22 protein-coding genes are annotated in these 24307 nt (G+C 69.7%); 9 read left to right on the forward strand and 13 right to left on the reverse strand.

The annotated features are described in order from the left end of the window. Window positions 1-175: 175 nt before the first annotated feature. Together thrC and NKG96_RS15890 are read left to right on the forward strand one after the other, a co-directional pair. Entirely contained in the window at window positions 176-1528 is a 1353-nt protein-coding gene (thrC, locus tag NKG96_RS15885) for a threonine synthase (RefSeq protein ID WP_254536149.1), read from the forward strand. A 78-nt stretch (window positions 1529-1606) separates the two neighbouring features. Beyond that, window positions 1607-1846, forward strand: coding sequence for a hypothetical protein (locus tag NKG96_RS15890; protein WP_254536150.1), 240 nt, complete (start codon window positions 1607-1609; stop codon window positions 1844-1846). On the opposite strand, the gene serA is transcribed toward NKG96_RS15890, so the two are convergent. Beyond that, window positions 1847-3430: a phosphoglycerate dehydrogenase gene (serA, locus tag NKG96_RS15895; RefSeq protein ID WP_254536151.1), complete on the reverse strand. Its 1584-nt coding sequence runs from the start codon at window positions 3428-3430 to the stop codon at window positions 1847-1849. Window positions 3431-3543: 113 nt separating this feature from the next. Between serA and serB the strand changes: the two genes are divergently transcribed. Further along, entirely contained in the window at window positions 3544-4179 is a 636-nt protein-coding gene (serB, locus tag NKG96_RS15900) for a phosphoserine phosphatase SerB (RefSeq protein WP_254536152.1), read from the forward strand. 49 nt (window positions 4180-4228) lie between these two features. Beyond that, complete coding sequence (locus tag NKG96_RS15905) at window positions 4229-4495, forward strand: hypothetical protein (protein WP_254536153.1); 267 nt, start codon at window positions 4229-4231, stop codon at window positions 4493-4495. 44 nt (window positions 4496-4539) lie between these two features. Here the strand turns inward: NKG96_RS15905 and NKG96_RS15910 are convergent, their stop codons facing one another. The 7 genes from NKG96_RS15910 to NKG96_RS15940 all read right to left on the reverse strand — a co-directional run bounded on the left by NKG96_RS15910 (window position 4540) and on the right by NKG96_RS15940 (window position 14181). After that, complete coding sequence (locus NKG96_RS15910) at window positions 4540-5466, reverse strand: hypothetical protein (RefSeq protein WP_254536154.1); 927 nt, start codon at window positions 5464-5466, stop codon at window positions 4540-4542. Between the two features lie 280 nt (window positions 5467-5746). Continuing rightward, on the reverse strand, window positions 5747-6955 hold the full coding sequence (gene metX / locus NKG96_RS15915; protein ID WP_254536155.1) for a homoserine O-acetyltransferase MetX: 1209 nt from the start codon (window positions 6953-6955) through the stop codon (window positions 5747-5749). Next, window positions 6952-8280: an O-acetylhomoserine aminocarboxypropyltransferase/cysteine synthase family protein gene (locus NKG96_RS15920; protein ID WP_254536156.1), complete on the reverse strand. Its 1329-nt coding sequence runs from the start codon at window positions 8278-8280 to the stop codon at window positions 6952-6954. Before NKG96_RS15920 ends, metX begins: the two co-directional genes overlap by 4 nt. A 111-nt stretch (window positions 8281-8391) precedes the next feature. Beyond that, window positions 8392-11127, reverse strand: coding sequence for a TRAP transporter permease (locus NKG96_RS15925; RefSeq protein WP_254536157.1), 2736 nt, complete (start codon window positions 11125-11127; stop codon window positions 8392-8394). Beyond that, the gene (locus NKG96_RS15930; RefSeq protein ID WP_254536158.1) at window positions 11124-11609 is read right to left on the reverse strand and encodes a DUF1850 domain-containing protein; all 486 of its coding nucleotides are present in this window, start codon (window positions 11607-11609) and stop codon (window positions 11124-11126) included. The genes NKG96_RS15925 and NKG96_RS15930 overlap by 4 nt, the downstream gene beginning before the upstream one ends. A 58-nt stretch (window positions 11610-11667) precedes the next feature. After that, complete coding sequence (locus NKG96_RS15935; RefSeq protein WP_254536159.1) at window positions 11668-12777, reverse strand: TAXI family TRAP transporter solute-binding subunit; 1110 nt, start codon at window positions 12775-12777, stop codon at window positions 11668-11670. 237 nt (window positions 12778-13014) lie between these two features. After that, the gene (locus NKG96_RS15940) at window positions 13015-14181 is read right to left on the reverse strand and encodes a pyridoxal-phosphate-dependent aminotransferase family protein (RefSeq protein WP_254536160.1); all 1167 of its coding nucleotides are present in this window, start codon (window positions 14179-14181) and stop codon (window positions 13015-13017) included. Window positions 14182-14284: 103 nt separating this feature from the next. Here NKG96_RS15940 and ligA point away from each other — a divergent pair, with 103 nt between their 5' ends. After that, entirely contained in the window at window positions 14285-16426 is a 2142-nt protein-coding gene (gene ligA / locus NKG96_RS15945; protein WP_254536161.1) for an NAD-dependent DNA ligase LigA, read from the forward strand. Between the two features lie 181 nt (window positions 16427-16607). On the opposite strand, the gene NKG96_RS15950 is transcribed toward ligA, so the two are convergent. The 4 genes from NKG96_RS15950 to NKG96_RS15965 are packed head-to-tail and all read right to left on the reverse strand — an operon-like array spanning window position 16608 to window position 19348. After that, entirely contained in the window at window positions 16608-17447 is an 840-nt protein-coding gene (locus NKG96_RS15950) for an ABC transporter permease subunit (RefSeq protein WP_254536162.1), read from the reverse strand. After that, entirely contained in the window at window positions 17444-18400 is a 957-nt protein-coding gene (locus tag NKG96_RS15955; protein ID WP_254536163.1) for an ABC transporter ATP-binding protein, read from the reverse strand. Before NKG96_RS15955 ends, NKG96_RS15950 begins: the two co-directional genes overlap by 4 nt. A 46-nt stretch (window positions 18401-18446) precedes the next feature. Then, entirely contained in the window at window positions 18447-18719 is a 273-nt protein-coding gene (locus tag NKG96_RS15960; protein ID WP_254536164.1) for a DUF7967 family protein, read from the reverse strand. A 56-nt stretch (window positions 18720-18775) separates the two neighbouring features. After that, window positions 18776-19348 (reverse strand): NUDIX hydrolase, encoded by a 573-nt coding sequence (locus NKG96_RS15965; protein ID WP_254536165.1) that lies wholly within the window; start codon window positions 19346-19348, stop codon window positions 18776-18778. A 108-nt stretch (window positions 19349-19456) separates the two neighbouring features. Here NKG96_RS15965 and NKG96_RS15970 point away from each other — a divergent pair, with 108 nt between their 5' ends. Then, on the forward strand, window positions 19457-21217 hold the full coding sequence (locus tag NKG96_RS15970) for an excinuclease ABC subunit C (protein ID WP_254536166.1): 1761 nt from the start codon (window positions 19457-19459) through the stop codon (window positions 21215-21217). Window positions 21218-21225: 8 nt separating this feature from the next. Then, entirely contained in the window at window positions 21226-21933 is a 708-nt protein-coding gene (locus tag NKG96_RS15975) for an ERCC4 domain-containing protein (RefSeq protein WP_254536167.1), read from the forward strand. Here the strand turns inward: NKG96_RS15975 and NKG96_RS15980 are convergent, their stop codons facing one another. Next, a complete protein-coding gene (locus NKG96_RS15980) occupies window positions 21934-22272 on the reverse strand; it encodes a DsrE family protein (protein WP_254536168.1) in 339 nt (112 codons plus the stop codon). 184 nt (window positions 22273-22456) lie between these two features. On the opposite strand from NKG96_RS15980, the gene NKG96_RS15985 reads away from it, so the two are divergent. Together NKG96_RS15985 and NKG96_RS15990 are read left to right on the forward strand one after the other, a co-directional pair. Continuing rightward, complete coding sequence (locus NKG96_RS15985) at window positions 22457-23770, forward strand: SPFH domain-containing protein (protein WP_254536169.1); 1314 nt, start codon at window positions 22457-22459, stop codon at window positions 23768-23770. A 42-nt stretch (window positions 23771-23812) separates the two neighbouring features. Then, on the forward strand, window positions 23813-24265 hold the full coding sequence (locus NKG96_RS15990) for a hypothetical protein (RefSeq protein ID WP_254536170.1): 453 nt from the start codon (window positions 23813-23815) through the stop codon (window positions 24263-24265). Window positions 24266-24307 lie beyond the last annotated feature (42 nt).

Below are 24307 nucleotides of genomic sequence, written 5' to 3' on the forward strand. Positions count from 1 at the left end.
CTACGATTGGTCACAAATTCATCCTCGTTCGTGTCGGTACGGCTATATTCCACACCGGAACCGGCGCCGGAGGAGACGTGACAGGGGGCACGACGGGGCACGTGACGGCACGCGTCGACCGGCAGGAAACACCCCGACCGACCCACTTTTGGCCGCCCCGTCCGGACGCCGGACAATGGCTGACCTGGACCTCTCGACCCCCGTTCCCGATGAGGCGGACGACGGCGTCTGGCTGGCGTGCATCGAGTGCGGCGAGACGTTCGCCCCCTTCGACGAGGTGCGCTACACCTGCGACGACTGCGACGGCCTGCTGGAGGCGCGCTACGACCGCTATCCTACCCTCGAGGAGTTCGCCGAGCCGCGCTCGGCGGCCAGCCGGGCGTCGTCCGGCGCTGTCGACGGACGAGGGGTGTGGCGCTACGCCGCCTCGCTGCCCTTCGAGGAGGGTGTCTCGCTGCCCGAGGGCGACACCCCACTCCACGAGGTACCCCGACTGGAAGAGAGCGTCGGCGTCCGCAACCTCCGCATCAAACACGAGGGGATGAACCCGACGGGGAGCTTCAAGGACCGCGGGATGACCGTCGGCGTCCGCGTCGCGCGCGAACTCGGCGTCGAGCGCCTCGCGTGCGCCTCGACGGGTAACACGAGCGCCACCCTCGCCGCCTACGGCGGCCGGGCGGACATGGAGACGCTCGTCCTCCTCCCGACGGGGAAGGTTGCCGCCGGAAAGGTGGCGCAGGCCGCCCTCCACGGCGCGCGCATCCTCGAAGTCGACGGCAACTTCGACGCCTGCCTCGACATCGTTCAGGACCTCGCCGACCGCGGGGAGGCGTACCTGCTCAACTCGCTCAATCCGTTCAGACTGGAGGGCCAGAAGACCATCGGCTTCGAGATCCTCGAACGGTTCTACGAGGACGAGGGCCGCTTTCCCGACCGAATCGTCCTCCCGGTGGGCAACGCGGGCAACACGGCGGCGCTCTACAAGGCCTTTCGCGAACTCGTCCAGTCCGGGTCGCTCGCGCCGGGCGACGTGCCCATGCTGACCGGCGTGCAGGCCGAGGGCGCGGCCCCGATGGTCGAGGCCATCGAGAACGGGAGCGACGAGGTCCAACGGTGGGAGGAGGTGGAGACGCGTGCGACGGCCATCCGCATCGGCAACCCGGTCAACGCGCCGAAGGCGCTCCCCGGCATCAGGGAGACGGGCGGCACCGCCGTCGCCGTCAGCGACGAGGAGATAACCCGCGCACAGCGTGCTCTCGCAGAGGAGGGCGTCGGCGTCGAACCCGCCTCCGCCGCCAGCGTCGCCGGCCTCCGCAAACTCCGGGAGGACGGAACCGTCGACGCGGGCGAGGACGTGGTCTGTCTCACGACGGGGCACCTCCTCAAGGACCCCGAGGCGGCCGCCGAGGCCGGGACCGACCCCGAACCCGTCCCGAACGACACCGACGCGGTGCTCGCACATCTGGAGGGGCGAGCCACGTCGGGCGGGAAGGGTCTACTCGGCCGACTCCGCGGTCGGCTGCGCTGAGTCGGCGACGGCACCGCGCTCCACCGACCCGTCGCCTGCGAGGCGCGGCGTTTTCTCCCGGGGCGGCCTACTCGGCGTATGGCAACAGACACCTCGCAACAGGACGCGCGGATGGAACTCGAACCCGACGCGTTCCACGAGGGCGACGAGGGCTTCTACGTCGACTGCCCCGAGTGTGGCTCCCCGGCGTACCTCACCGATGTCATCGAGAAGGGTCGCTGTCGGGGCTACCTCGGCGACCCCGAGACGACCGAGAACGTCGACCAGGAACCGACGTGTTCGGCGGAACTCACCCTCGAACTCGTCTGGGAGTCCTGATTACTCGTTGTTGAGCGCGAGGTACTGCGCGCGGATGATGCGCTCGTCCTCCTCCAGTTGCTCGATGAGTTCGTCGGGCACCTCGCTGTCCAGCGAGTACACCGTCAGAGCCTCCCCGCCGATGGTCTCGCGGCCGTTGTACATCCCCGCGATGTTCACGTTGTTCTCACCCAGCACCGTCCCGATGAAGCCGATGACGCCCGGCTTGTCGTGGTTGCGCGCGACGAGCATGTGGCCGTGGGGGATGGCGTCGACGCGGTAGCCGTCTATCTGGACGATGCGCGGGTCGTCACCCGCGAACAACGTCCCGCACACCCGGATGTCCTCCTCGCCGTCGCTGACGACGACGCTGACGCGCGACTGGAAGACGTCCGACTGGCTGGTCTTCGACTCGGTCACGTCGATGCCGCGTTCCTCGGCGACGCCGGGGGCGTTGACGGCGTTCACGCGCACTTCGAGCGGACGGAAGACCCCCTTGAGGGCGCTCGCGGTGACGATTTCGACCTCCTCCTCGGCGATGTCGCCCGCGTACTCCACCTCGACGCTGTTGACCCGGCCGTCGAACAGTTGGACGGCGATGCGTCCGGCCGTCTCCGCGAGGCCGATGTAGGGGCGGACGCGGGGGAAGGCGCTCCTGTCGACGGAGGGGGCGTTGAGCGCGTTCACGACGGGTTCGTCGTTGATGGCGGCGATGACCTGGTCGGCGGCGCTCGTCGCCACGTTCTCCTGTGCGGCCTCCGTCGACGCGCCGAGGTGTGGCGTGACGACAATCTCGTCCACGTCCAGCAGGGGGCTGTCGGGATCGAGCGGTTCGTCCGCGAACACGTCGAGGGCCGCCCCCGCGAGGGTGCCCTCCTCGACGGCGGCGGCGAGTGCCGCCTCGTCGACGATGCCGCCGCGGGCGCAGTTCAGGACGAAGCCGTCGCCGAGGCGGGCGAGTTCCTCGCTCCCGATGAGACCCTCCGTCTCCGGGGTAAGGGGGGTGTGGATGGTGAGGAAGTCCGCCCGGTCGAGCACCTCGTCCAGTTCGGCGAGTTCCGCGCCCAACTGGTCGGCGCGGCTCTCGCTGATGTAGGGGTCGTAGGCGACGAGGTCCATGCCGAGTGCGCCGAGGCGCTTCGCCACCTCCTGTCCGACCCGGCCGAGGCCGACGATACCGAGCGTCTTGTTGTTCACCTCGCGGCCGAGGTAGTCGCCCTTGGCCCACTCGCCGTCCTTGAGGCGGGCGTGGGCCTGCGGGATGGAGCGGGCGACGGCGAACGCCATCGCGACGGTGTGTTCGGCGGCGGCGCGGACGTTCCCCTCGGGGGCGTTGGCGACGATGACGCCGCGTTCGGTGGCGGCGTCGATGTCGATGTTGTCCACGCCGATGCCGGCCCGGCCGACGATGACGAGTTCGGGCGCGGCGTCCAGCAACTCGGCGTCCACCTTGGTGCCCGAGCGGACGATGAGGCCCGCGGCGTCGCGAATCTGCTCGCGGAGGTCGGCGCCCTCTACGTCGTACGCGGTCACCACGTCGTGGCCCGCCTCGCGAAGCCGGTCCAGCCCGGCGTCCGCGATGGGGTCCGTGACGAGTATCTTCATACCTCCCCCTGACGGCGGGCGTCGATAACCGTTTCCGACACCGGCCAACCTTGCACTCGCCCGGGCGAGCGCGAACCGGTGGCCTTGAAGCGCCCCACCTCCCAAGCGAGGGTATGGCACTCGTCGCGTTCGACTTCGACGGAACGCTCTCAGACTCCGAGATGACCGTGCTGCTCGGCGACCAGAACGGCACCGCCGACGACATGGCCGCCATCACCGAGCGAGCGATGAACGACGAGATCGACTACGCCACCAGCCTCCGCGAGCGGGCGGCCCTGCTGGAGGGCCTGCCCGAGGCGGCCGCCGAACGCGCCTACGCGCAGGTCGAACTCCGCCCCGACGCCGCCCCCCTCGTCAGCGCCCTGCGCGCGGCGGGCCACCACGTCGCCATCCTCACCGGCGGGTTCGAGCGGGGGGTCGAACGCGCCCTCGAACGCGAGGGCGTCTCGGTGGACACCGTCGTCGCCAACCGCCTGCCCGTCGACGGGAGCGAACTCACCGGCGAGGTCAAGGGGCCACTCATCGAGGGGACGAAGGACGACGCCCTCGCGGACCTCGCGAGGGACGTCGGCGTCCCCATCGAGGACACCGTCGCCGTCGGAGACGGGGCGAACGACCTCCCCATGCTGGAGGTGGCGGCCCTCGCGGTCGGCTACGACCCCAAGCCCGCCGTCGAACCCGTCTGCGACGCCGTCGTCACCTCGATGACGGACCTCCGGGCGCTGTTCGAGGAGCGCGGCCTGCTCTGAGGCGGACGTCTGACACACAGTTAAGAAGACGGACGTGTTCTCCCGCAGTATGCTCTCGTGGCTCACCACACTGCCCCGCCTCGCCGTCGTCGGGGTGCTGGTGTGGGTCAGCGACAACCCCCTCCGCGTGTCGGCGCTCGTGATGGCGCTCGTCGCGGGGGGCGTCCTCGCGCGGGTCCTGCGGGCGGCGGCGCACGCGACGGGGACGACGCTCCGCGACCTGCCGGCGTCGCTGGCGGTCGAGGTGGCGCTCGGCTACCCGGCGTACGTCGTCGCCCTCGTGGTGGGCGTGGGCGCGTTCGTCGCGTGGCGATAGAACAGCACGGTGTGTTCGGGCGGCCGTGTCGCCGCCCGGACGGTTCAGTCGTCGATTTCGACCGCGAACGGCGCGGACTGGGCGACGACGGTGTCGCCGTCGAACAGTTGTGCGACGATGACGTCGACGGCGTCGACGCCCTCGGAGTCGACGTTCCAGCTGTTGTCCTCGGGGGCGATGCCGACGGTCCCGACCCCCTCGATGGGTTCGTAGGTCGTCACGCCGCCGGACTCCTCGACGCGGGCGAGGCCCACCTCGAGGTCAGAGTCGCTGGCGGCGCCGCGGGCGCGCAGTTCGTTCTTGTCGGGGCGGTACTCGGCGCGGGCGATAGAGACGTTGAAGTCGCCCGTCTCGCCGCTCCCGGCGACGAAGTCGAGTTCGGCTATGAAGATGTTCAGGACACCGCCGGCGTAGTAGCCCTCACCGGACACGATGGTCCCGAGGGGAACCTGGTCGGGGGTGAGCGACGCCCCGGCCGCGTCGGTGTAGCCCGGGAACGCCATCCGGGGGTCGTCGATGGGGTCGAACTGAACGCCGTTGACGTGGAGGACCCCGCCGGTGTTGTCGGTGACGACGCCGAAGACGACGTTCTCGGCGGGTTCGAGGACCGCGCTCCCGACGACGAGGGTCAGCGGGTCGGTGCTCTCGATGGTGCCCGACCCCTTGAACGTGCCGCCGACGAAGCCCTCGGGGCGGTTCGGGAGATTGCCGGCGGACGCCTGGTCCATGGAGAGGACCGCCCCGGACGGCGAGGTGAGGGTGGAACTCGCCCGGACGTCGAGGGTCATGCCCATCGCGACGATGGTCCCCGTGTTGCCGCTGCCGGAGATGGACGAGATGGGACCCTCCACCTCGAACTCGGTGCCCGCCGGGACTTCCTGTGCCGCCGCCGTGAAGCCGAGACCGCTGGTGAGTGCCGCAGCGCCCGCGAGCTTCAGAACCGTTCGTCTGTTGAATTGAATGTCGCTCATAATGACAGCCGTGTGTTCGGAGATGGGTTCATAAAGGGTGGACGAAGGACGGGGGCGGTTGGGGAAGGATAGGGTGGGATAGGGAAGGAACGGGGTCGTTCGTCCCCCGAATGGCTAGGCTCGTACCCCCCGAAACCCCCCCGATTCGCGCCCGTGTTCGCATACCAGCACGACTCCCGCGACGGCGTGCCAGAGCGAATCCACTCCCGACGCGCGACTCACCACGGCACGCAGTTTGTTTCAGTTCGAAACCAGGGAAAGAGAGCCAGGGGGCGTCGACTCACCCCCCGCCGAACAGGGAGGCGTGGACCGGCGCGAAGTCCGACTCGGACTCGTAGTTGCCCGCCGTGTCCCTGACGGCGGTGCCGCGGACGCCCTTGGCGAGGAAGTCGCGGAGTGGCGCGGCGAGTTTCCCCGGTTCGACGAGGAAGGCGTCGTGGCCGTGGTCGGACTCGACGACGTGGTGGGCGACGGGGGAGTCGCTGGCGCGAAAGGCCTCCGCCACCGTCTCGCTCTGCTCGACGGTGAAGTGCCAGTCGCCCGTGTAGGAGAGACAGAGCGCCTCGCCGTTGAACGCGGCCAGCGCCGCCTCGTCGCTGGCGTGGCCCGCCGCGAGGTCGTAGTCGTCCATCGCCCGCGTGAGGTAGAGGTAGGAGTTGGCGTCGAATCGCTCGACGAACCGCTCGGCCTGGTAGTCGAGGTACGACTCCACGTCGCGGTACGGGAAGAACGCGGCGGCGGGGTCGGCAGGGAACGTGTCGCGTTCGCCGTCGCGGCCAGCGACGCGCCGCCCGAACTTCGCCTCCATCGAGTCCTTCGAGAGGTACATGACGTGCCCGAGTTGCCGGGCGAGGGCGAGGCCGTTCCGTGGACCCTCCTCCGAGTCGTAGTAGTCCCCGCCCTGCCAGTCGGGGTCGGAGGTGATGGCCCGGCGCGCGATGGCGTCGAGGGCGAGACACTGCGGGTCGAGGCGGGCCGCGCCCGCGACGCAGGCCACCCGCGAGGCGTGGTCGGGGTAGCGTTTCGCCCACTCCAGCGCGTTCATCCCGCCGACGCTCCCGCCGACGACGGCGTGGAGCGTCTCGATGCCGAGGTGGTCGAGCAGGCGTCGCTGGGCGCGCGTCCAGTCCGCGACGGTGACCGCGGGGAAGTCCGTCCCGTACGGGTCGCCCGTCTCGGGGTGTTCGCTGGCGGGGCCCGACGAGCCGTAACACGACCCGGGGACGTTCGCGCAGACGACGAAGTACTCCGTGGTGTCGATGGGCTTCCCCGGCCCGACGACGGTGTCCCACCACGCGCGGGCCTGCCCGCTGGTGTTCTCCTCTCCCCGCCCCTTCCGGGCGACGTGGTGACTCCCCGTGAGCGCGTGGCAGACGAGGACGGCGTTCTCGCCGTCGAACTCGCCGTACGTCTCGTAGGTGAGTTCCAGTTCGGGGATGGACTCCCCGCACTCGAAGCGGAACTCGTCGAGTTCGACAGTCTGACTCATCTGCTCTCACCCTCGATGGCCGCCGACAAGTCCGTGACGATGTCCGCGGGGTCCTCGATACCGACCGAGAGGCGCACGAGGTCCGGCGTCACCCCCGAGGCGCGCTGTTCGGCCTCGCTCAACTGGGCGTGGGTGGTGGAGGCGGGGTGGATGACCAGCGACTTCGCGTCCCCGATGTTGGCGAGGAAGCGGACCAGTTCCACGTCCTCGCAGAGGCGCTTGCCCGCCTCGAAGCCCCCTTCGAGTCCGAACGCGACGACGCCCCCGAAGCCGCCCTCCAGATACCGTCGGGCGGTCTCGTGCGTCTCGTGGGAGTCCAGTCCGGGGTAGGTGACCCACGCCACCTCGGGGTGGTCTGCCAGCCACTCCGCGACGTGGAGCGCGTTCGCACAGTGCCGTTCCATGCGCAGCGAGAGCGTCTCGATGCCCTGCAGGGTGACCCACGCGTCGAACGGCGACTGCTGGTCGCCGAGCGAGCGCAGGCCACGCTGGCGAACGGCCTCCGTGAACGCCCGGTCGCCGTAGCGTTCGGCGAAGTTGACGCCGTGAAACGCGGGGTTCTCGCCGCCCACCTCGGGGTACTTCTCCGGGTAGTCGGCCCACGGGAACGACCCGCCGTCGACGAGCGTCCCGCCCACCGTCGTGCCCGACCCGTGGAGCCACTTCGTCGTGGACTCCCAGACGAGGTCCGCGCCGTGTTCGAGCGGGCGACACAGGGCGGGGGTGGCGAACGTGTTGTCCACGAGCAGCGGCGTGTCGTGCTCGTGGGCCACCTCCGCGACGCGTTCGATGTCGGCGGTGACGAGCGAGGGGTTGCCGATGGTCTCGAGGTGGACGTACGCCGTGCGTTCGTCGATTGCCTCGGCGTAGGCGTCGTAGTCGAGGGTGTCGACGAAGCGCGCCTCGATGCCCCGACGGTGCGCGGTGTGCGAGAGGTAGGCGTGCGTACCGCCGTAGATGGACGACGCGGAGACGACGTTGTCGCCCGACGAGGCGAGGACGAGCGTCGCGGCGTCGAGGGCGGCCATCCCCGAGGCGGTACAGAGCGCCCCCGTCCCCGATTCGAGGTCCGCAAGGCGTCGTTCGAGCGTCGACACTGTCGGGTTGGAGATGCGCGAGTAGACGTCCCCCTCGTCCTGAAGGGCGTAGCGGTCGGCCGCGGTGTCGGCGTCCGGGAACTCGTACGAGGAAGTCTGGTAGATGGCTGGGGCCGCCGCGCCCGTCGTCGGGTCCGCGCGCTGGCCCGCGTGGACGCAGCGCGTCCCGAACCCCCAACCGTCGGCGCGGCGGTGTGCCTCCGCCCGTGGTGTCTCGTCGCCGCTCATGTTTGTGGTGCATATAGCCCGAACATCCTATAACCACGAGTTACGGCAAGGCTTGCGGGGAGCGGCGGCTCACAGCGGGGAGAGCGAGGAAAGCGGGAGAGGAGTGCCGCGTCAGTCGGTGGTCGCCGTGGCGTCTGCCGGGCGCTGGCGTTCCCCTTCCGCGTTCCGGCGGTTGAAGAGCGTGAGCGCGCCGAACAGCACCCCACCGGCCACCCGCAGGACGAGGTCGAGGCCCGTGATGGCGGCCACGTCGCCGCCGAGGCCGAGACCGGTCACGTCACCGACGGCGCTCAGAAGGAGCGTCGGGGCCATGAGCAGGAGTGCGGCGAAGGCGAACAGGGCGCGCTCACCCCGGTCGGCCGTGCCGTAGAGGTAGCCGATGACCGTCGCGCCCAGTGCGACCACGCCGAGGAACACCCCCGCGACGGGGATGATCACCCCGAACAGGAGGAACGCCGGGTCGCTGAACACGCTGAGTCCGACGACGCTGGCGTCGGCACCCGTCCCCTGGATGAGGAGGATACCGGGCGTGAGCGCGAACGCGAAGGGCACGATGGCCTTGTTCAGCGAGAGCGAGAACGCCTGTACCCCCGTCTGGAACGGGTCGGACTTGGCGATACCACTCGCCGCGTACGCCGCGACGGCCACGGGCGGCGTGATGTCCGCGATGACCCCGAAGTAGAGGATGAACAGGTGGGCCGCTATCTCGGGGATGGCGCTCGACTCCACGATGGCCGGCGCGAGCAACGCCGAGAGGATGATGTACGTCACCGTCGTCGGCATCCCCATCCCGAGGATGATGGCCGACACCGCCGTGAACAGGAGCAACAGGACGATAGAGCCCGCCGACACCGCCTTGATGAGTGCGACGAGGTTCGGCCCGAGGCCCGTCACCGAGACGACGCCGGGGATGATGCCGGCGGCGGCGACGGCGATGACGACTTCGGTGGCGGTGCGCGCCCCCGAGTCCATCGACTTCAGGACGAACGTCCCGAACTTGTACGGGCTGTTCTCCGCGAGTCGTGGCCGCCCGAACGCCTCCGCGCTCCGTTCCGCCGCCAGGTCGACCTGGGCGTCGTAGTCCAGCAGGGGCGCTTCGAGGTACGGCCGGGCGAGCAACACGAGGACGCTCACGACGAACGTGATGGTCCCGAGGCTGCCGAGTGCGGCAGTCGCCGCCGCCATCGGCGGGAGCCCCGTCCCGCTCGCGCCACTGACCAGCCCCGTCAGTTTCGTCCCCGCGACGAGGTACGAGGCGAACTCGGCGACGGTGAGCAGGACGATACCGCCGAGCAGCGGGATGCGCGTCCGCTCGTTGTACGCCGCGACGAGTGCGACCAGCGCCATGATGGCCACGAGCGTGAACCACGCCGACCGCGAGACGGAGAGTTTCGCCACCAGCAGGTAGTACAGCAGGAGGACGATGGGGACGAGGTAGAACCACCCCTTCGAGAAGTGCGAGCGCAGTTCGACGATGTCCTCCTGCCGGAGACCGCCGATGCCCACCCGCGAGGCCTCGAGGTGGACCATCACCCACACGCCGAAGAAGAACACGACGGCGGGGATGGCCGCCGCCGTGATGATGTCCGTGAACGGCACGCCGAGGAACCCGACCATGAGGAACGCCGCCGCCCCCATGACGGGCGGGAGAATCTGCCCGCCCGACGAGGCCGAGGACTCCACCGCGCCCGCGAACTCCGCCCGGTAGCCAGAGCGTTTCATCAGCGGGATGGTGAACGCCCCCGTCGTCACCGTGTTCGCGATGGACGACCCGGAGATGGTGCCCATGAATCCGGAGGCGAGGATGGACGCCTTCGCGGGGCCGCCCTTCCGGGTGCCCGTCGCCGCGTAGGCGAGGTCGATGAACCACTTGCCCGCGCCGGACGTCTCGAGGAACGCCCCGAACAGGATGAAGATGTAGATGAACTGCACCGACACCGTGACGGGGATGCCGAACACCCCGTTCTCGGTGTTGTACCAGAGGTTCTGGACGATGGCCGGCCAGTTCGAACTGCTCTCGACGGTGGCGAGGACGCCGATGATGGGCGTGTCCGTCGAGATGAGGAAGCCGAAGCGGGCGTAGACGATGAACGCCGTCACGATGAGCATGAGATAGACGCCGAGCGTCCGCCGCGTCGCTTCGAGGACCAGCAGAACCCCGATGGCCCCCAGCACGAAAGCGTACGACAGGTCGCCGATTCCGGCGAGACTGGCGAGGGTGTCGAACGGTGGGAGGACCATCTCGGAGACGGGCCGCCCCGCCTCCAGTCCGAACACCCGCAGGTTCTGTATCTCCTTGAACTCGGTGACGATGTAGCCCGCCGAGAGTATCGAGAGGAGGATGAGCACGAGGTCGATGGGCGTCACCCGGTCGAACCCGTCGTCGACCATGAACCAGCGGACGCCGCGCCGGACGCCATCGGTCCCGCGGGTGACGGGGTGGCGTGCGCCGAGGCGACTGCGCAGGGCGGGTGCGACCCGGGCGAAGCGACTGGAGAAGAACCCGTCGCCGGCCGTCGCCGGGAACAGGAGGAACGCCAGTATCAGCGCGAACATCACGTGGATGGCGTTCAACTGGAGCAACTGGAGGGAGCCAAAGTCCAGTTCGACCGGCCCGAGCGAGAGGCGGAATATCTGGCCGCGGGCGGCGAGCCACATCTGGAACGCCGAGAAGGAGATGCCGACGATCGCGACGGCGATGGCCGCAAAGCCCGTGAGCGACCGGCGGCGCTCTATCTCCTGCAGCAACTCCTCCTGTTCTTCCTCGCTGAGTGTCTCATCGTCCTGATCGACCCCGCCGTCCGGGCGGGGGATCGGTTCGTCTGGGGTGTGTCTGTCGTCGGTCATGGTAGGCGAGAGAGGGCGACGTCGAGCGCGGAGCGGTCGACGACCGAGAGCCGGACGGACTGGCTGTCCGAGAGTTCGACGAGGTCGTACGTGTCGTCTCCGACGTGGAGTCGGTGGCCCGCGACCGGACCGGGCTTGACGTACAGTTCCTCGTAAGAGCCCTCGGGGTCGAAGACGAACGTCCCGTTCTCGATGGTGACGTTCGCGCGCGAGGGGAGACCGGCCCCGTACGACTCGAACTCCATGCGCGTCATGACGAGTTCGCCGTCGCGGACCGCGTAGGCGTCGAGGACACGTGTCTTCTCGACGCTGTGGGTGTACTCGAGGGCGACGGTCGTGTTCTCCTCGACGGGGGTGACGAGCAGCCGTTCGCCGGTGTCGGCGTCGCTGACGACCAGCGCCTGCCCGACGGGAATGGCCGATGCGCCCCCCACCGCGAGCAGGCAGACGAGCACCAGCACGGCTCCCTGTGCGACGCGCATAGCTATCGAGGGAGAACGCCGCGTCGAAGCGCTTTCGCGACGTTCTGTCACGGGGATATTAGCTGCTGTTCGAACCGTTGCCGGAGGCGTTACCGGAGCCGTTGCCGGAGGCGTTACCGGAGCCGGACCCGCCGCCGGCACCGAAGTATGCCTCCGCACCGGCGTGCAACGGGATGGACATGCCGTCCTGAGCGCTCTGCTTCGTGATGAACTCCTGCTTGATGGAGATCTGGTCGGTGTTGTCGAAGATGGCCTGCGAGACGGCCTCGACCGTGTCCGCGGGGACGCCCTCGCGTGTGGCGATCATCGCCTGCACGGACACCGTCGGGACGGCCTCGTCGAGCCCGTACGTTCCCGCGGGAATCTCGTCTTCGGCGTAGAACGCCGCGGCCTCGAGGACGTCCGTCCGATTCTGGCCCTCGATGGGGACGATGCGGATGTCGTTGGTGGTCGCCAGTTCCTCGACGGCACCGACGGGCCACCCGCCGACGACGAACGCGGCCTCGATGTCGCCGTTCTTCAACTGCTCGACGGCCTGGGAGAACCCGGTGTTCTGCTCGTCGTACTCGGTGATGCCGAGGGCCTCCAGAATCTGGACGGCGTCGACCTGCGTGCCCGACCCGAGGTCACCGGTGTTGATGGACGCACCCGAGAGGTCCGAGGGCTGTTCGATGCCCGTGTCGGCCAGCGTGACGATGTGGATGGTCTCGGGGTAGAGCGTCGCGACGCCGCGGAGGCTCTCGATGGCGTTGCCCTGGAACGCCTCGATGCCCTCGCCGTTGTACGCGAAGGAGGCGATGTCGTTCTGGATGAGGGCGAAGTCGGCGCTCCCCTGCGCGAGGCTGCCGACGTTCTCGACGGACGCGCCCGTCGACTGCACCTGCACGGTGAAGTCGGAGTTGCCCTCGATGATGTCCTTGAACTGGTTGGACAGCGGGAAGTACGTCCCGCCGGTGCCACCGGCGTGCCACGAGAGGCGGGAACTGCCACCGCCGCCGCCGTTGCCGCCCGAACCGTTGCCGGAGCCGTTGCCCCCGCCACCGCCGTTGCCGCCCGAACCGTTGTCGCCGCCGTCGCCGTTACCGTCACCTGTACAGCCAGCGAGGAGGGTCGCCCCTGCCGCACCCGTCGCAACTAGGAACTGTCGTCGATTGGTCTGTCGAACCATTGTCGGCAATAGCGAGCTAAAGAGATATAACTACATCGCAACAAGTCCCATTACTCGTCTATCAGGTATCTAGTGGGTATTGGGACGGTGTTCGAGAAGAACCTATCAAAAGTTCGTGGGTTGGACGCCGACGGTACGTCGACCGGCCGGGGCGAAACTGGGTGCCGCCGCGTCCCGTCGGTGCGTAGCTCTCCGCTCACGGACGGCCTGAACCCCGATCGAGGAGTGCGCGGACGCTCAGTCGAGTTGGTCGCGTGCGGCCGCCACGCCGGCGTCCACGTCGCACTCGACGCCGACGTCGCCGAGTGCCTCGCCGACGGTCCGGACCCCGCGGACCACCTGCTCGGAGGTGAGGTTGCCCATGTTGCTGACGCGGAATATCTCCCCGCCGAGGTGGGCCTGCCCGCCGCTGATGGAGACGTTGCGCTCGTCGACGGCGTCGAAGAACGCCCCCGCGTCGCTCCGGATGGTCTCCGGAAGGGCGATGGCGGTGAGCGTGTTCGAGAGTTCGGTGGGACCATCCGCGTCGGGGAACCCCGCCAGTCCGAGCGCCGCGAACCCCTCGCGGAACGCCCGTGCCTGCTCGCGGTGCCGGGCGATGCGGTCGGGCATCCCCTCCGCTTCGATCTCCTCGACGGCCACCGCCAGCGCCCGGAACAGCGGGACGGCGCTCGTGAAGGGCGTCTGGTGCTGGTCGGCCTTCCGAAGGTGCCAGTCCATGTCCTCGTAGAACGGGGCTGACTCGCCGTCGGCGCGTTCGACGGCCCGGTCGGTGACGAACAGCGCGCTGATGCCGGGCGGCGCGGCCAGCGCCTTCTGCCCGTCGGTGATGGCGACGTCGACGTTCCAGTCGTCGATGCGGAACTCGTCGCCGCCGATGCTCGTGACGCCGTCGACGACGAACAGGGCGTCGTGCTCGCGGGCGATGTCGCCCACCTCGCGGACGGGGTTGAGCAGGCCCGTCGACGTCTCGTTGTGGACGACGGTGACGACGTCCGTCTCGTCGGTGATGGCGTCGTCGACGGCCTCCAGGTCGAACGACTGGCCCCACTCCACCTCGACGGGCGTGACGCGTGCGTGACGGTCGGCGATGCGCTTGAAGCGCCGCCCGAACTTCCCGTTGACCAGCGCGACGACCTCGCTGTCGTCGTCGGTGAGGTTGGCGACGGCCATCTCCATCCCCATCGTGGCCGTCCCGTTGAGGACGAGGGGCGTCCCGGTACCCGTCGTCGACCCCTCGGGCGTCGACTGGGTGAAGACGTACGCCAGTCCGTCCTGTGCCCGTTCGTAGACGGCCTCGAAGGCGTCCGACCGGTGCGAGACCATCGGTTCGTCCATGGCGCGCCGGACGGCGTCCGAGAGCGGCACGGGACCGGGGTTCAACAGCAGGAAATCCTCCGACATAGCCGACCCTTACACGGAGCGGCCATAAGCCTCGTCCTCCTCACAAGCCTCGCCGCGGGACGGGAACGGCCGGTTTTTTAGCACGTATCGGTAACTCCCGGTAATGAGTACGGACACCCGCGAGGTCCCCGACAACCCCTACGTCGAGGACCCGCCGACGGCGTTCGACCCCGTCGAGGAACTGGACGCGGACGCCGCCCGCGAGCAAGCCGAGCAGTTGCGCGAGGCCATCCGCTACCACGACCGGCGCTACTACGTCGACGTCGACCCCCGGATACCGGACCGCGACTACGACGCTCTGTTCTCCCGGCTGGAGGCACTGGAGGACGCCTTCGACCTCCCGACGGCGGATTCCCCGACCCAGCGCGTCGGCGGGGTGCCCCTCGACTCGTTCGACACCGTCGAGCACGTCGCCCCCATGCGCTCTATCGACTCCAGCGGCGACGTCGAGGACGTCCGGGACTTCGACCGCCGGGTCCACGAGGGACTGGGCCTCGCACAGGGCGAGGGCGATGCGGAGGGCCAGTCGTCGCTCGACGCCTACAGCGGCGGCGAGGTACGATACCTCTGTGAGCCGAAGTTCGACGGCGTCTCCGTCGAGGTGATATACGAGGACGGCCGCCTGACCCGCGCCGCGACGCGGGGGGACGGCGCAACCGGCGACGACGTCACCGAGAACGTCCGGACCATCCGCTCGATTCCCCTCCGTCTCTCGGGGGACTACCCGGAGTTCCTCGCGGTCCGCGGCGAAGTGTTCATGCCCCGCGACGCGTTCCAGGCGTACAACCGCGAACGCGTCGAACGCGGCGACGACCCCTTCGCCAACCCGCGCAACGCGACCGCAGGGACCCTCCGACAGCTGGACCCGTCGGTGACCGCCGAACGGCCCCTCGACTGTTTCTTCTTCGACGTCCTCGAATCGTCTCACGAGTTCCCAACCCAGCAGAGCCGCCAGGAGACGCTCCCCGAGTGGGGCCTGAAGGTCAACGACCGGGTCGAACTGGTCGAGGACGTCGAGGCCGCTATCGACTACCGCGACCGACTGGTCGAGGACCGCGACGATCTGGACTACGAGGTGGACGGCGCGGTCATCAAGGTGAACGACCGCGACCAGTGCGAGCGGCTGGGGAGCACCTCCCGCGCGCCGCGGTGGGCTTACGCCTACAAGCTCCCCGCGCGCACCGAGGAGACCACCGTCCGCGACGTTGTCGTCCAGGTGGGGCGGACGGGGCGGCTCACCCCGGTGGCGCTGCTCGACCCGGTGGACGTCGCGGGCGTGACCGTCTCGCGGGCGAGCCTCCACAACCCCGACCAGATAGCGGAACTCGGCGTCGGCATCGGCGACCGGGTGAAGATTCAGCGCGCCGGCGACGTCATCCCGTACGTCGACGAGGTGGTCGAGGACAACAGCGAGGGGCACTTCGAGTTCCCCGCAACCTGTCCGGTCTGTGACTCCTCGGTCGAACACGACGGGCCGCTGGCGTTCTGTACGGGCGGACTGGCCTGCCCGGCACAGCTCCGGCGGGCCATCGAGCACTACGTGAGCCGGGGCGGACTCGACATCGAGGGCCTCGGCGCACAGAAGCTCGACCAGCTGGTGGAGGCGGGACTCGTGGAGTCCATCCCCGACCTCTACGCGCTCCGGGCGGCGGACCTCGCCCAGCTAGAGGGGTGGGGCGAGCGGAGCGCCGAGAACCTCGTCGAAGAGCTGGAGGCGGCGAAGGAGCCGCCGCTCGACGACTTCCTGACCGCGCTCGGCGTCCCCGAGGTGGGGCCGACGACGGCGACGAGCCTCGCCCGTGCCTTCGGCACGCTCGACAGGGTGATGGACGCCTCCGAGGAGGAGCTACAGGCCGTCGACGACGTGGGCCCGACCGTCGCCGGCGAGATTCGGACGTTCTTCGACAGCGAGCGCAACCGCGAGGTGGTCGAGGGCCTCCGCGAGGCGGGCGTCGAACCGAAGGAGATGGACGTAGAGACGGGCGACGCGCTCGACGGGTTGACGTTCGTCTTCACCGGGTCGCTCGACGGGATGACCCGCGGGGAGGCACAGGACCTCGTCGAGCGCCACGGCGCGAACGCCACCTCCAGCGTCTCGGGCAACACCGACTACCTCGTCGCGGGCGAGGGGGCGGGACAGAGCAAGCTAGACGACGCGGACGACGAGAACGTGCCGGTGCTCTCGGAGGAGACGTTCGCGGAGTTACTGGCCGAGTCCGGCATCGCGCTCGAAGAGGGGTCGTAGGTCCGAGCGGGGGCGGGCAGGCGACGGATCACGTGGAGTCGTCGGCCGCGTCGTCGCGCACGCGTCGCTCGGGGGACGCGGTCGGGTGTGAACCCGCGGGACGGCCGACGGTCGAAGTCAGGACACGGGGTCGCTGGTCCCGTTCTCCGTCAAAAAGGTGTGGTCGTCTCGCCGGTCCGGTTCAGAGGTCGGCCTTGCGGAAGCGGAGGTAGCCGAGCGTGAGCGGGACGACGAGCCAGAACGCGAGGACGACGAAGCCGAACCAGTCGTTCAGCCAGAACGCCTCGTTGTTGGCGCCCATGGGGACGCTCTCGTTCAGTTCCGTGAGCGCCGAGAACGCGAGCAGGTAGGCCTGTCGCGGGCTGAGGACGGCGAGGAACGTCGTGAGGTCCGCCCGGAACGCCTGGCTCCCGAGTTCGAAGTTGCTCATGATGGCCATCAGCGCGACCAGCAGCACCTGCCAGAGGAGCGTGAACAGCACCACGAGCGCGATGCCGATGGTGACGACGAGGTTCTCGGACTTGATGCCGGCCGAGAGGCCGACGCCGACGCTGACGAACGTCGTCCCCAGCAGGATGGTCATGAGGGTGAACAGCACGTAGTCGACGACCGAGAACGTACTCGCGAGGACGGCGAGGACGATGCCGCCGACGGCGAACCCGACGACGACGGCGAGCGTCACGACGACGCTCCGCCCGAGGAACTTCCCGAAGACGACGTCCTCGCGGCTGTGAGGCAGCGAGAGCAGTATCTTCAGGCTCCCCGTCTCGCGTTCGTTGCTCACCGCGCGGTAGCCCGTCAGCACGCCGATGGCCGGCAGGAGGATGGCCGTCGGGACGAGCAGCGACCCGATGAGGGCGAGGGCACCCTGCTCGGAGGAGCCGCCGCCCGAGCCGGCGATTTCGGCGAAGAAGTACGCCAGTCCGCCCACGAACAGGACGAAGACGGCGATGAGCGCCAGCAGGCGACGCGACCGGGCCGCGTCCTGAAAGTCCTTCTTGGCGACGGCGGTGAGACTCACGTCCGCACCTCCCCCTCGAGGTCGGCACCGTCGCGCCGCCCGTCGCGGCCGCCCTCGGTGTAGGAGACGAAGAGGTCCTCGAGGGAGGCTTTCTCCGTCGTGAAGTCGCGCACCTCGACGCCGGTGTCCTCGATGGCCGAGAGCACGGTGGTCTTGGAGGCGTCCTGGATGCTCACGACGATGGCGTTCCCGTTCGTCGTGACGTTCGAGACGCCGGGTACGTCGCGGGCCGCGGCGACGGCGGCGTCGGTCGGTTCGTCCACGGTGACGGTGAGCGTCGCGCCGGAGCCGGCGGAGGCGCGGAGGCCCTCGACGGTGTCCTCGGCGACGATCTGACCCTCCCGGAGGATGCCGACGCGGTCACAGACGGCGTCGACCTGCTCGAGGATGTGACTGGAGAAGAACACCGTCGCGCCGCGGGCGTTCTCCTGGCGGATGAGTTCGCGCATCTCGCGGGCCCCGTTGGGGTCCAGCCCCGTCGAGGGTTCGTCGAGGATGAGCAGGTCGGGTTGGCCCACGAGGGCCATCGCGAGGACCATGCGCTGGGTCATCCCCTTCGAGAAGCCCCCGGCCTTCCGGTCGGCGGCGTCCGCGATGCCGGTTCGTTCGAGGAGTTCCATCGGGTCGTCGTCCGCGTTCTTCGAGTCGATGGCGAACTCCATGTGCTGGCGGGCGGTCAGCCGGTCGTAGGCGTGGAACCCGTCGGGGAGGACGCCCACGCGCTGGCGGACGGCCGTCGACTCGGCCTGCGCGTCCATCCCGAGGACGCGGGCCGACCCGCTGGTCGGCCTGATGAAGTCCAGCAGGACGTTGATGGTCGTCGACTTCCCGGCCCCGTTCGGGCCGAGGAAGCCGTATATCTCGCCTTCCTCGACGGTCAGGTCGAGGTTCTGGAGGGCGACGACGTCGTCGCCGAACCGTTTCGTGACGCCGTCTATCTGTATGGCGGGCATAACGTACGCGCATTTCGATTCCCCCGTGAAAGACCTTGCTACTCTGTCAGACAGTCTCATCCGGAGCGTGCCGGTCGCGCATCCGGTCGGCCTCGGCGGCGTAGCGCTCGCGGGTCTCCTCGTCGTCGACGACGGTGAGGTCGCTCGGCGCGGTGTCGACGGCCGCCGTGACGCCGTCCTTGAGGAGGTGCGCCGAGCGCTCCTGCCGGAGGTACCGCTCGCCGTCAGGGGTGGCGTAGACGAGCGTGACGAGGTTCCGCGAGTCGTAGTCGCGTTCGACCAGCCACAGCCGCACCGTCCCGTCGCCGTTCTCGCTCATGTGTTCCGATTTCGGGCACGACTGGGGAGTATTTAATCGCATCGCGGCCCCTCGGTTCACCCTAGCACTCCCGCCTCCCGCGCGAGCAGGAGGGGCAGGAGCGTCCACCCGGTCGCCACGCCCTCGCGGGCCCGGTCGAGGGCGTCCTCGACCGGGACGAGTCGCACCGCGACGAACTCGTCGTCGTCGCGGTCCTGTGTCCCCGGTTCGAGGTCGTCCGCGACCACCACCCCGCGCGACTTCCGGAGCCACGCCACGGGGTAGTGCTCGCCGAGGGACTCGACGCGCCCCGCCTCGAACCCCGTCTCCTCTCGCAGTTCTCGCCGGCCCGCCGCCTCGATGGACTCGCCCGCCTCGACGCGCCCCATCGGGCAGGTGAGCACCGTCTCGCGCAGTCGCGGGCGGTACTCCTCGACGAACACCACCTGCCCCTCGTACTTTGCGACGATAGCCACCGCCGGGCGGTCCTCGACCCATCCGGTGCCCCTCGATTCGCCGTCCGGTCGACGCAGGCGGTCGTAGCCGGCGCGGACGCCGCGCGCGCCGACCGAGCGTGACCACTCGCGTCGCCAGCCCGACCGGTCGACGGCCGCCTCGGGTCGGTCCGGTCGGTCGGTCCCCTCGTCCATACCGGGGCGACACGCGGGGGCGACAAGTGCGTTGACCCCGTCGGGACCCGGCGGGGGCGGCCCGCGACGCGTCACTCTCATAACGACTCGTCCCCTCTCTCGAAACGGATGGACGGGACCGCGGTGCGCACTCGCGCGGGGGACCTCCCGCGCGAGCCAGGAGTCTACCAGTTCCTGAGTGACGACGACGTCGTGTTGTACGTCGGGAAGGCCGTCGAGTTGCGCGACCGGGTGCGGTCGTACGCCGACCCGCGCTCGGCGCGCATCCGCCGGATGGTCGATCGGGCGACGACCGTCGACTACGCGGTCACCGACACGGAGACGCAGGCGCTCTTGCTGGAGGCGAACCTCATCAAGCGCCACCAGCCACGCTACAACGTCCGCCTGAAGGACGACAAGTCCTACCCGCTGGTCCAGTTGACCGACCACGAGTTCCCCCGCATCGAGATAACCCGCGACCCGAACGAGGCCGCCACGGTCTACGGTCCCTACACCGACAAGGGGCGGGTCGAAGTGGTCGTGAAGGCCCTGCGGGAGACCTACGGCGTGCGGGGCTGTTCGGACCACAAGTTCTCGAACCGCGAGCGCCCCTGTCTCGACTACGACATCGGCCTCTGTACCGCCCCCTGCACGGGCGAAATCGGCGAGGCGGGCTACCTCGCGGACGTGGAGTCGGTCGAACGCTTCTTCGAGGGCGAGACGGGCGTCCTCGCGGACCCGCTCCGCCGCGAGATGGAGGCGGCCAGTCAGGACCAGCAGTTCGAGCGGGCGGCGAACCTCCGGGACCGACTGGCGGCCGTCGAGGCGTTCCACGGCGGGGCAAGCGCCGCGGTCAGCGACTCGGGCGGCGGGGGTGGCGAACGCGCGGTGGACGTCCTCGGTGTCGCCGTCGAGGGCGAACGGGCCACCGTCGCCCGCCTGCGGAGCGAGCGCGGGCAACTCGTCGACCGGGAGCGGCACACGATGGACGTACCGGACACCGACGAACCCGTCGCGGGCGTCCTGAGCGCGTTCGTCCCGCAGTACTACGCCGAGCGCGAACTCCCGGACGCCCTGCTCCTCCCCGAGCGACCCGAAGACGGAGAGGTGACGACGTGGCTCGAACGGGAGGGCGTCGCCGTCCGGGTGCCCGGCGCGGGCCGGGAGGCGACGCTGGTGGACCTCGCGCTGAAGAACGCGCGGCGCGCCGTCGGCGGACGCGACGAGGGCAGCGACCTCGCGGACGCCCTCTCCGTGACGTTTCCCGACCTCGGCCGGGTCGAACGCATCGAGGGGTTCGACGTGAGCCACGCGCAGGGGAAGGCCGTCGTCGGGTCGAACGTGGTCTTCGTCGGCGGCTCACCCGAGAAGGGCGACTACCGCCGGAAGAAGCTCACCGAGCGCAACGACGACTACGCCAACATGCGCGAACTCGTCGGCTGGCGGGCTATCCGTGCCATCGAGGGGAGGGACGACCGACCCGACCCGGACCTCCTGCTCGTCGACGGCGGGGAGGGCCAACTGGAGGCGGCCCGCGACGCCCTCGACGAGGTCGGGTGGGACGTCCCCGCAATCGGCCTCGCCAAGCGCGAGGAGCGGGTGATAACCCACGACGGGGGGTTCGACTGGCCGAGCGACGCCCCGCACCTCCACCTCCTGCAGCGAGTGCGCGACGAGGCCCACCGGTTCGCGGTGCAGTACCACCAGCAGGTGCGCGACGAGGTGCGCACCGTCCTCGACGACGTGTCCGGTATCGGCCCGGAGACGCGCCGTCGGCTCCTGCGCCGGTTCGGGAGCGTCGAGAACGTCCGGGCGGCGAGCGTCGAGGACCTCACGAGCGTCACGGGCGTCGGCGCGAAGACGGCGGAGACGCTCAAGCGACGGCTGTGACCCCGTCCGTGCGCGTCGACGCGACGGTCGACGACCGGGAACCGGCGGGCGTGGTCGAGGCGGTCCGCGAGCACCCTGACGTGACCGGCACGGGCGTCCGGCGCCTCGCCAGCGGCGACATCGTCCTCCGACCCGAGGCGACGGACGGGGGACGGAAGAGAACGGGGAACGGAAACGGGGAGCCTCCGACCACCGCCGTCGAGCGCAAGACTCCGCGCGACTTCGTCCAGTCGGCCGTGGGTCGTCACGGGAGCGACCTCCGGGACCAGCTAGCGCGCCTCGCCGCGGGCGCGGACCACGCCTACCTCCTCGTGGAGGGCGACGTCGCGGACGTAGAGCGGGCGACGGGCCTCGACGGGGCGGCCGTGACCGGAACCGTCGCCTCGCTCATGGCGCGCAGCGGCGTGCCCGTCGTCTTCTGTGGCTCGCGGGACCGGCTGGTCGACCTCGCGGTCCGCCTCGCCCGCAAGCACGCCGAGGCCCCCGGCCGGCGGGCGCTCCCGTCCGGTGCGGTGCCCTCGCGCGCCGAACCGACCGCCAAGCGGATGTACGGCACCGTCGACGGCATCGGTCCGGCGCTCGCGACGACACTCCACGAGGCGTACCCCACCGTCGAGTCGCTCCTCGGGGCGAGCGTCGAGGACCTCACCGAACTGGAGGGGTTCGGCGAGGGCCGGGCGCGAGCGGTGTACGAGGCGCTCCGCACCCCCGAGTAGTCAGGGGACCTTCACGTAATGGTGGCCCTCTGCCTGCAGTTCGGCGAGGGTCCCCATCCCCGAACTGCCCGTCTCGACGCCGTCGAGCAGTCGGTCTGCGTCGATGTCCCGGCCCGCGAGCGAGTTCGAGCAGACGACGAACCGCACCTCGTCGACCAAGTCGCGGACCGTCCCGGCGACGTGCGACCCCTCGAGGAAGGCGCGGACGGCCTCGCCGTTGGCGACGAACGCCACCGCCTCGGTGTCGACGGTGTCGTCGGCCAGCAGGTTCCGGGCGTTCGACAGGGCGTGGTCCTGTGCGGTCGTGTCGGCGCTGGAGCAGTGGAAGACGACGTCCATGCGAGTCCCTGTCTCCCGTCGGACGCTTAGCTCCGTCGGCGGGGCCGACCGCCCGGTGGCCGGTCGCTCTCCGCCGTCGACCCCGAGGGCGTGACGGAACTCCCCGAACGCGGGCAGTACTCTCGCGTCGAGTAACCCGAGTCCCGCCGCGAGGGTTTATGTGAACGCGACGACACCCCACGGTATGAGCGGTTCCCGCGATAGCCTGTTCTACAAAGTCGGCAAGGCCCTCGCCGAGGCGGAGCGCGAGATGGAGGGCCGGTCGGGCTCCGGGTCGGGCGCACGAAACCGCCCCTCCTCGTCGGGCGCGGTCTCCCGCCCGCAACCCGGGTCCGGCGGCACCGGCATCGGTCCCGACTACGACGATGGGGGCGACCGCCCCACGCCGCGGTGGAGTCGCGCGCTCCTCGGCGTCGCCGGTCTCGTCGCCGTCGTCGGTCTGCTTGGATTCCTCCCCCTCTCGCCCGCCGTCCTCGTCGGGACAGTCCTCTTCCTCGTCGGACTGGCCGCGCTGCTCGACAGCATCGAGATCGTACAGGCCTACGAGAAGCGCGCGCTGACGGTGTTCGGCGCGAACCAGGGGCTCCTCTCGCCCGGCCTGCACTTCGTCCCGCCGTTCGTCTCGCGGACCTACCAGTTCGACATGCGCACGGAGACGATGGACGTGCCCCGGCAGGAGGCCATCACGCGGGACAACTCGCCGGTCACCGCCGACGCCGTCGTCTACATCCGCGTCGTGGACGCCGAGAAGGCGTTCCTCGGCGTGGACAACTACCGCCGCGCGACGTCCTACCTCGCCCAGACCAGCCTCCGTGCCGTCCTCGGCGACATGGAACTCGACGAGACGCTCTCGCGGCGCGACGAGATCAACCGCCGCATTCGCGAGGAACTCGACGGCCCGACCGACGAGTGGGGCGTCCGCGTCGAGGCGGTCGAGGTCCGCGAGGTCAAACCCAGCCGCGAGGTGGAGAGCGCGATGGAACAGCAGACGTCGGCCGAGCGCCGTCGCCGCGCCATGATTCTGGAGGCGCAGGGTGAACGTCGCAGCGCCGTCGAGTCCGCCGAGGGGGCCAAGCAGTCGAACATCATCCGCGCGCAGGGCGAGAAGCAGAGCCAGATCCTCGAAGCGCAGGGGGACGCCATCTCGACGGTCCTGCGCGCCCGCGCGGCGGAGTCGATGGGCGAGCGCGCCATCATCGAGAAGGGCATGGAGACGCTGGCGGAGATCGGCCAGTCGCCCTCCACGACGTTCGTGATTCCGCAGGAACTCACCTCGCTGGTGGGTCGCTACGGCAAGCACCTCTCGGGGAGCGACGTGAGGCGCGAGGGCCGGTCACTGGAGGGCCAGCGCTTCGACGCGGAGACCCGCGAGATGCTCGGACTCGACGACATCGCCGAAATCCTCGGGGAGATAGAGGACGTGGGCGGGGAGCAGCGGCGTGCGACGACCATCGAAATCGCCGACCGCGAGGCCGAACCCGAACCGGACGCGGAGTGAGGCAGGGGCTACGGTTTTCCCGCTGGTGGGAGTTGCGGACCCATGGGCGACTCCGACCACGACGGCGAGAGCGTGATGGCCGACGGCGAGGAACCGTTCGACGCCGACGAACACCGGCGAATCGCCGTCGACTTCGACAGGACGCTGACGGCGGGCGAGGACTCCTACATCACCGAGGACCCCGAGGACCCGGACGAGGAGATGGTCGAGTGGGTGAACTACCAGTACCGGCAGGGCCACACCATCATCGTCTGGACGGCCCGCCCGTGGGAGGCCGCACAGGAGACGGTCGCCCGCCTCACCGAGTGGGGCGTCGACTGGCACGGTCTTCGCATGGAGAAGGGTCACGCCGACGTGTACGTCGACGACAAGGGCACCATGCCGAGCGAGGAACTCACCAAGGAGGGGTTCGACGGCGACGGCGAACTCGACGACGGCGAGGGGAAAGTCGACAAGGACAAGGACGGCGACCCGGACGACGCGGGGACGCAGTAGGCGACCCGCTCGCAGTGGACGACGGACCCGACGGTCGGTGGC

It is taken from the genome of Halomarina litorea (assembly GCF_024227715.1).
Classification (GTDB): Archaea; Halobacteriota; Halobacteria; order Halobacteriales; family Haloarculaceae; genus Halomarina; species Halomarina litorea.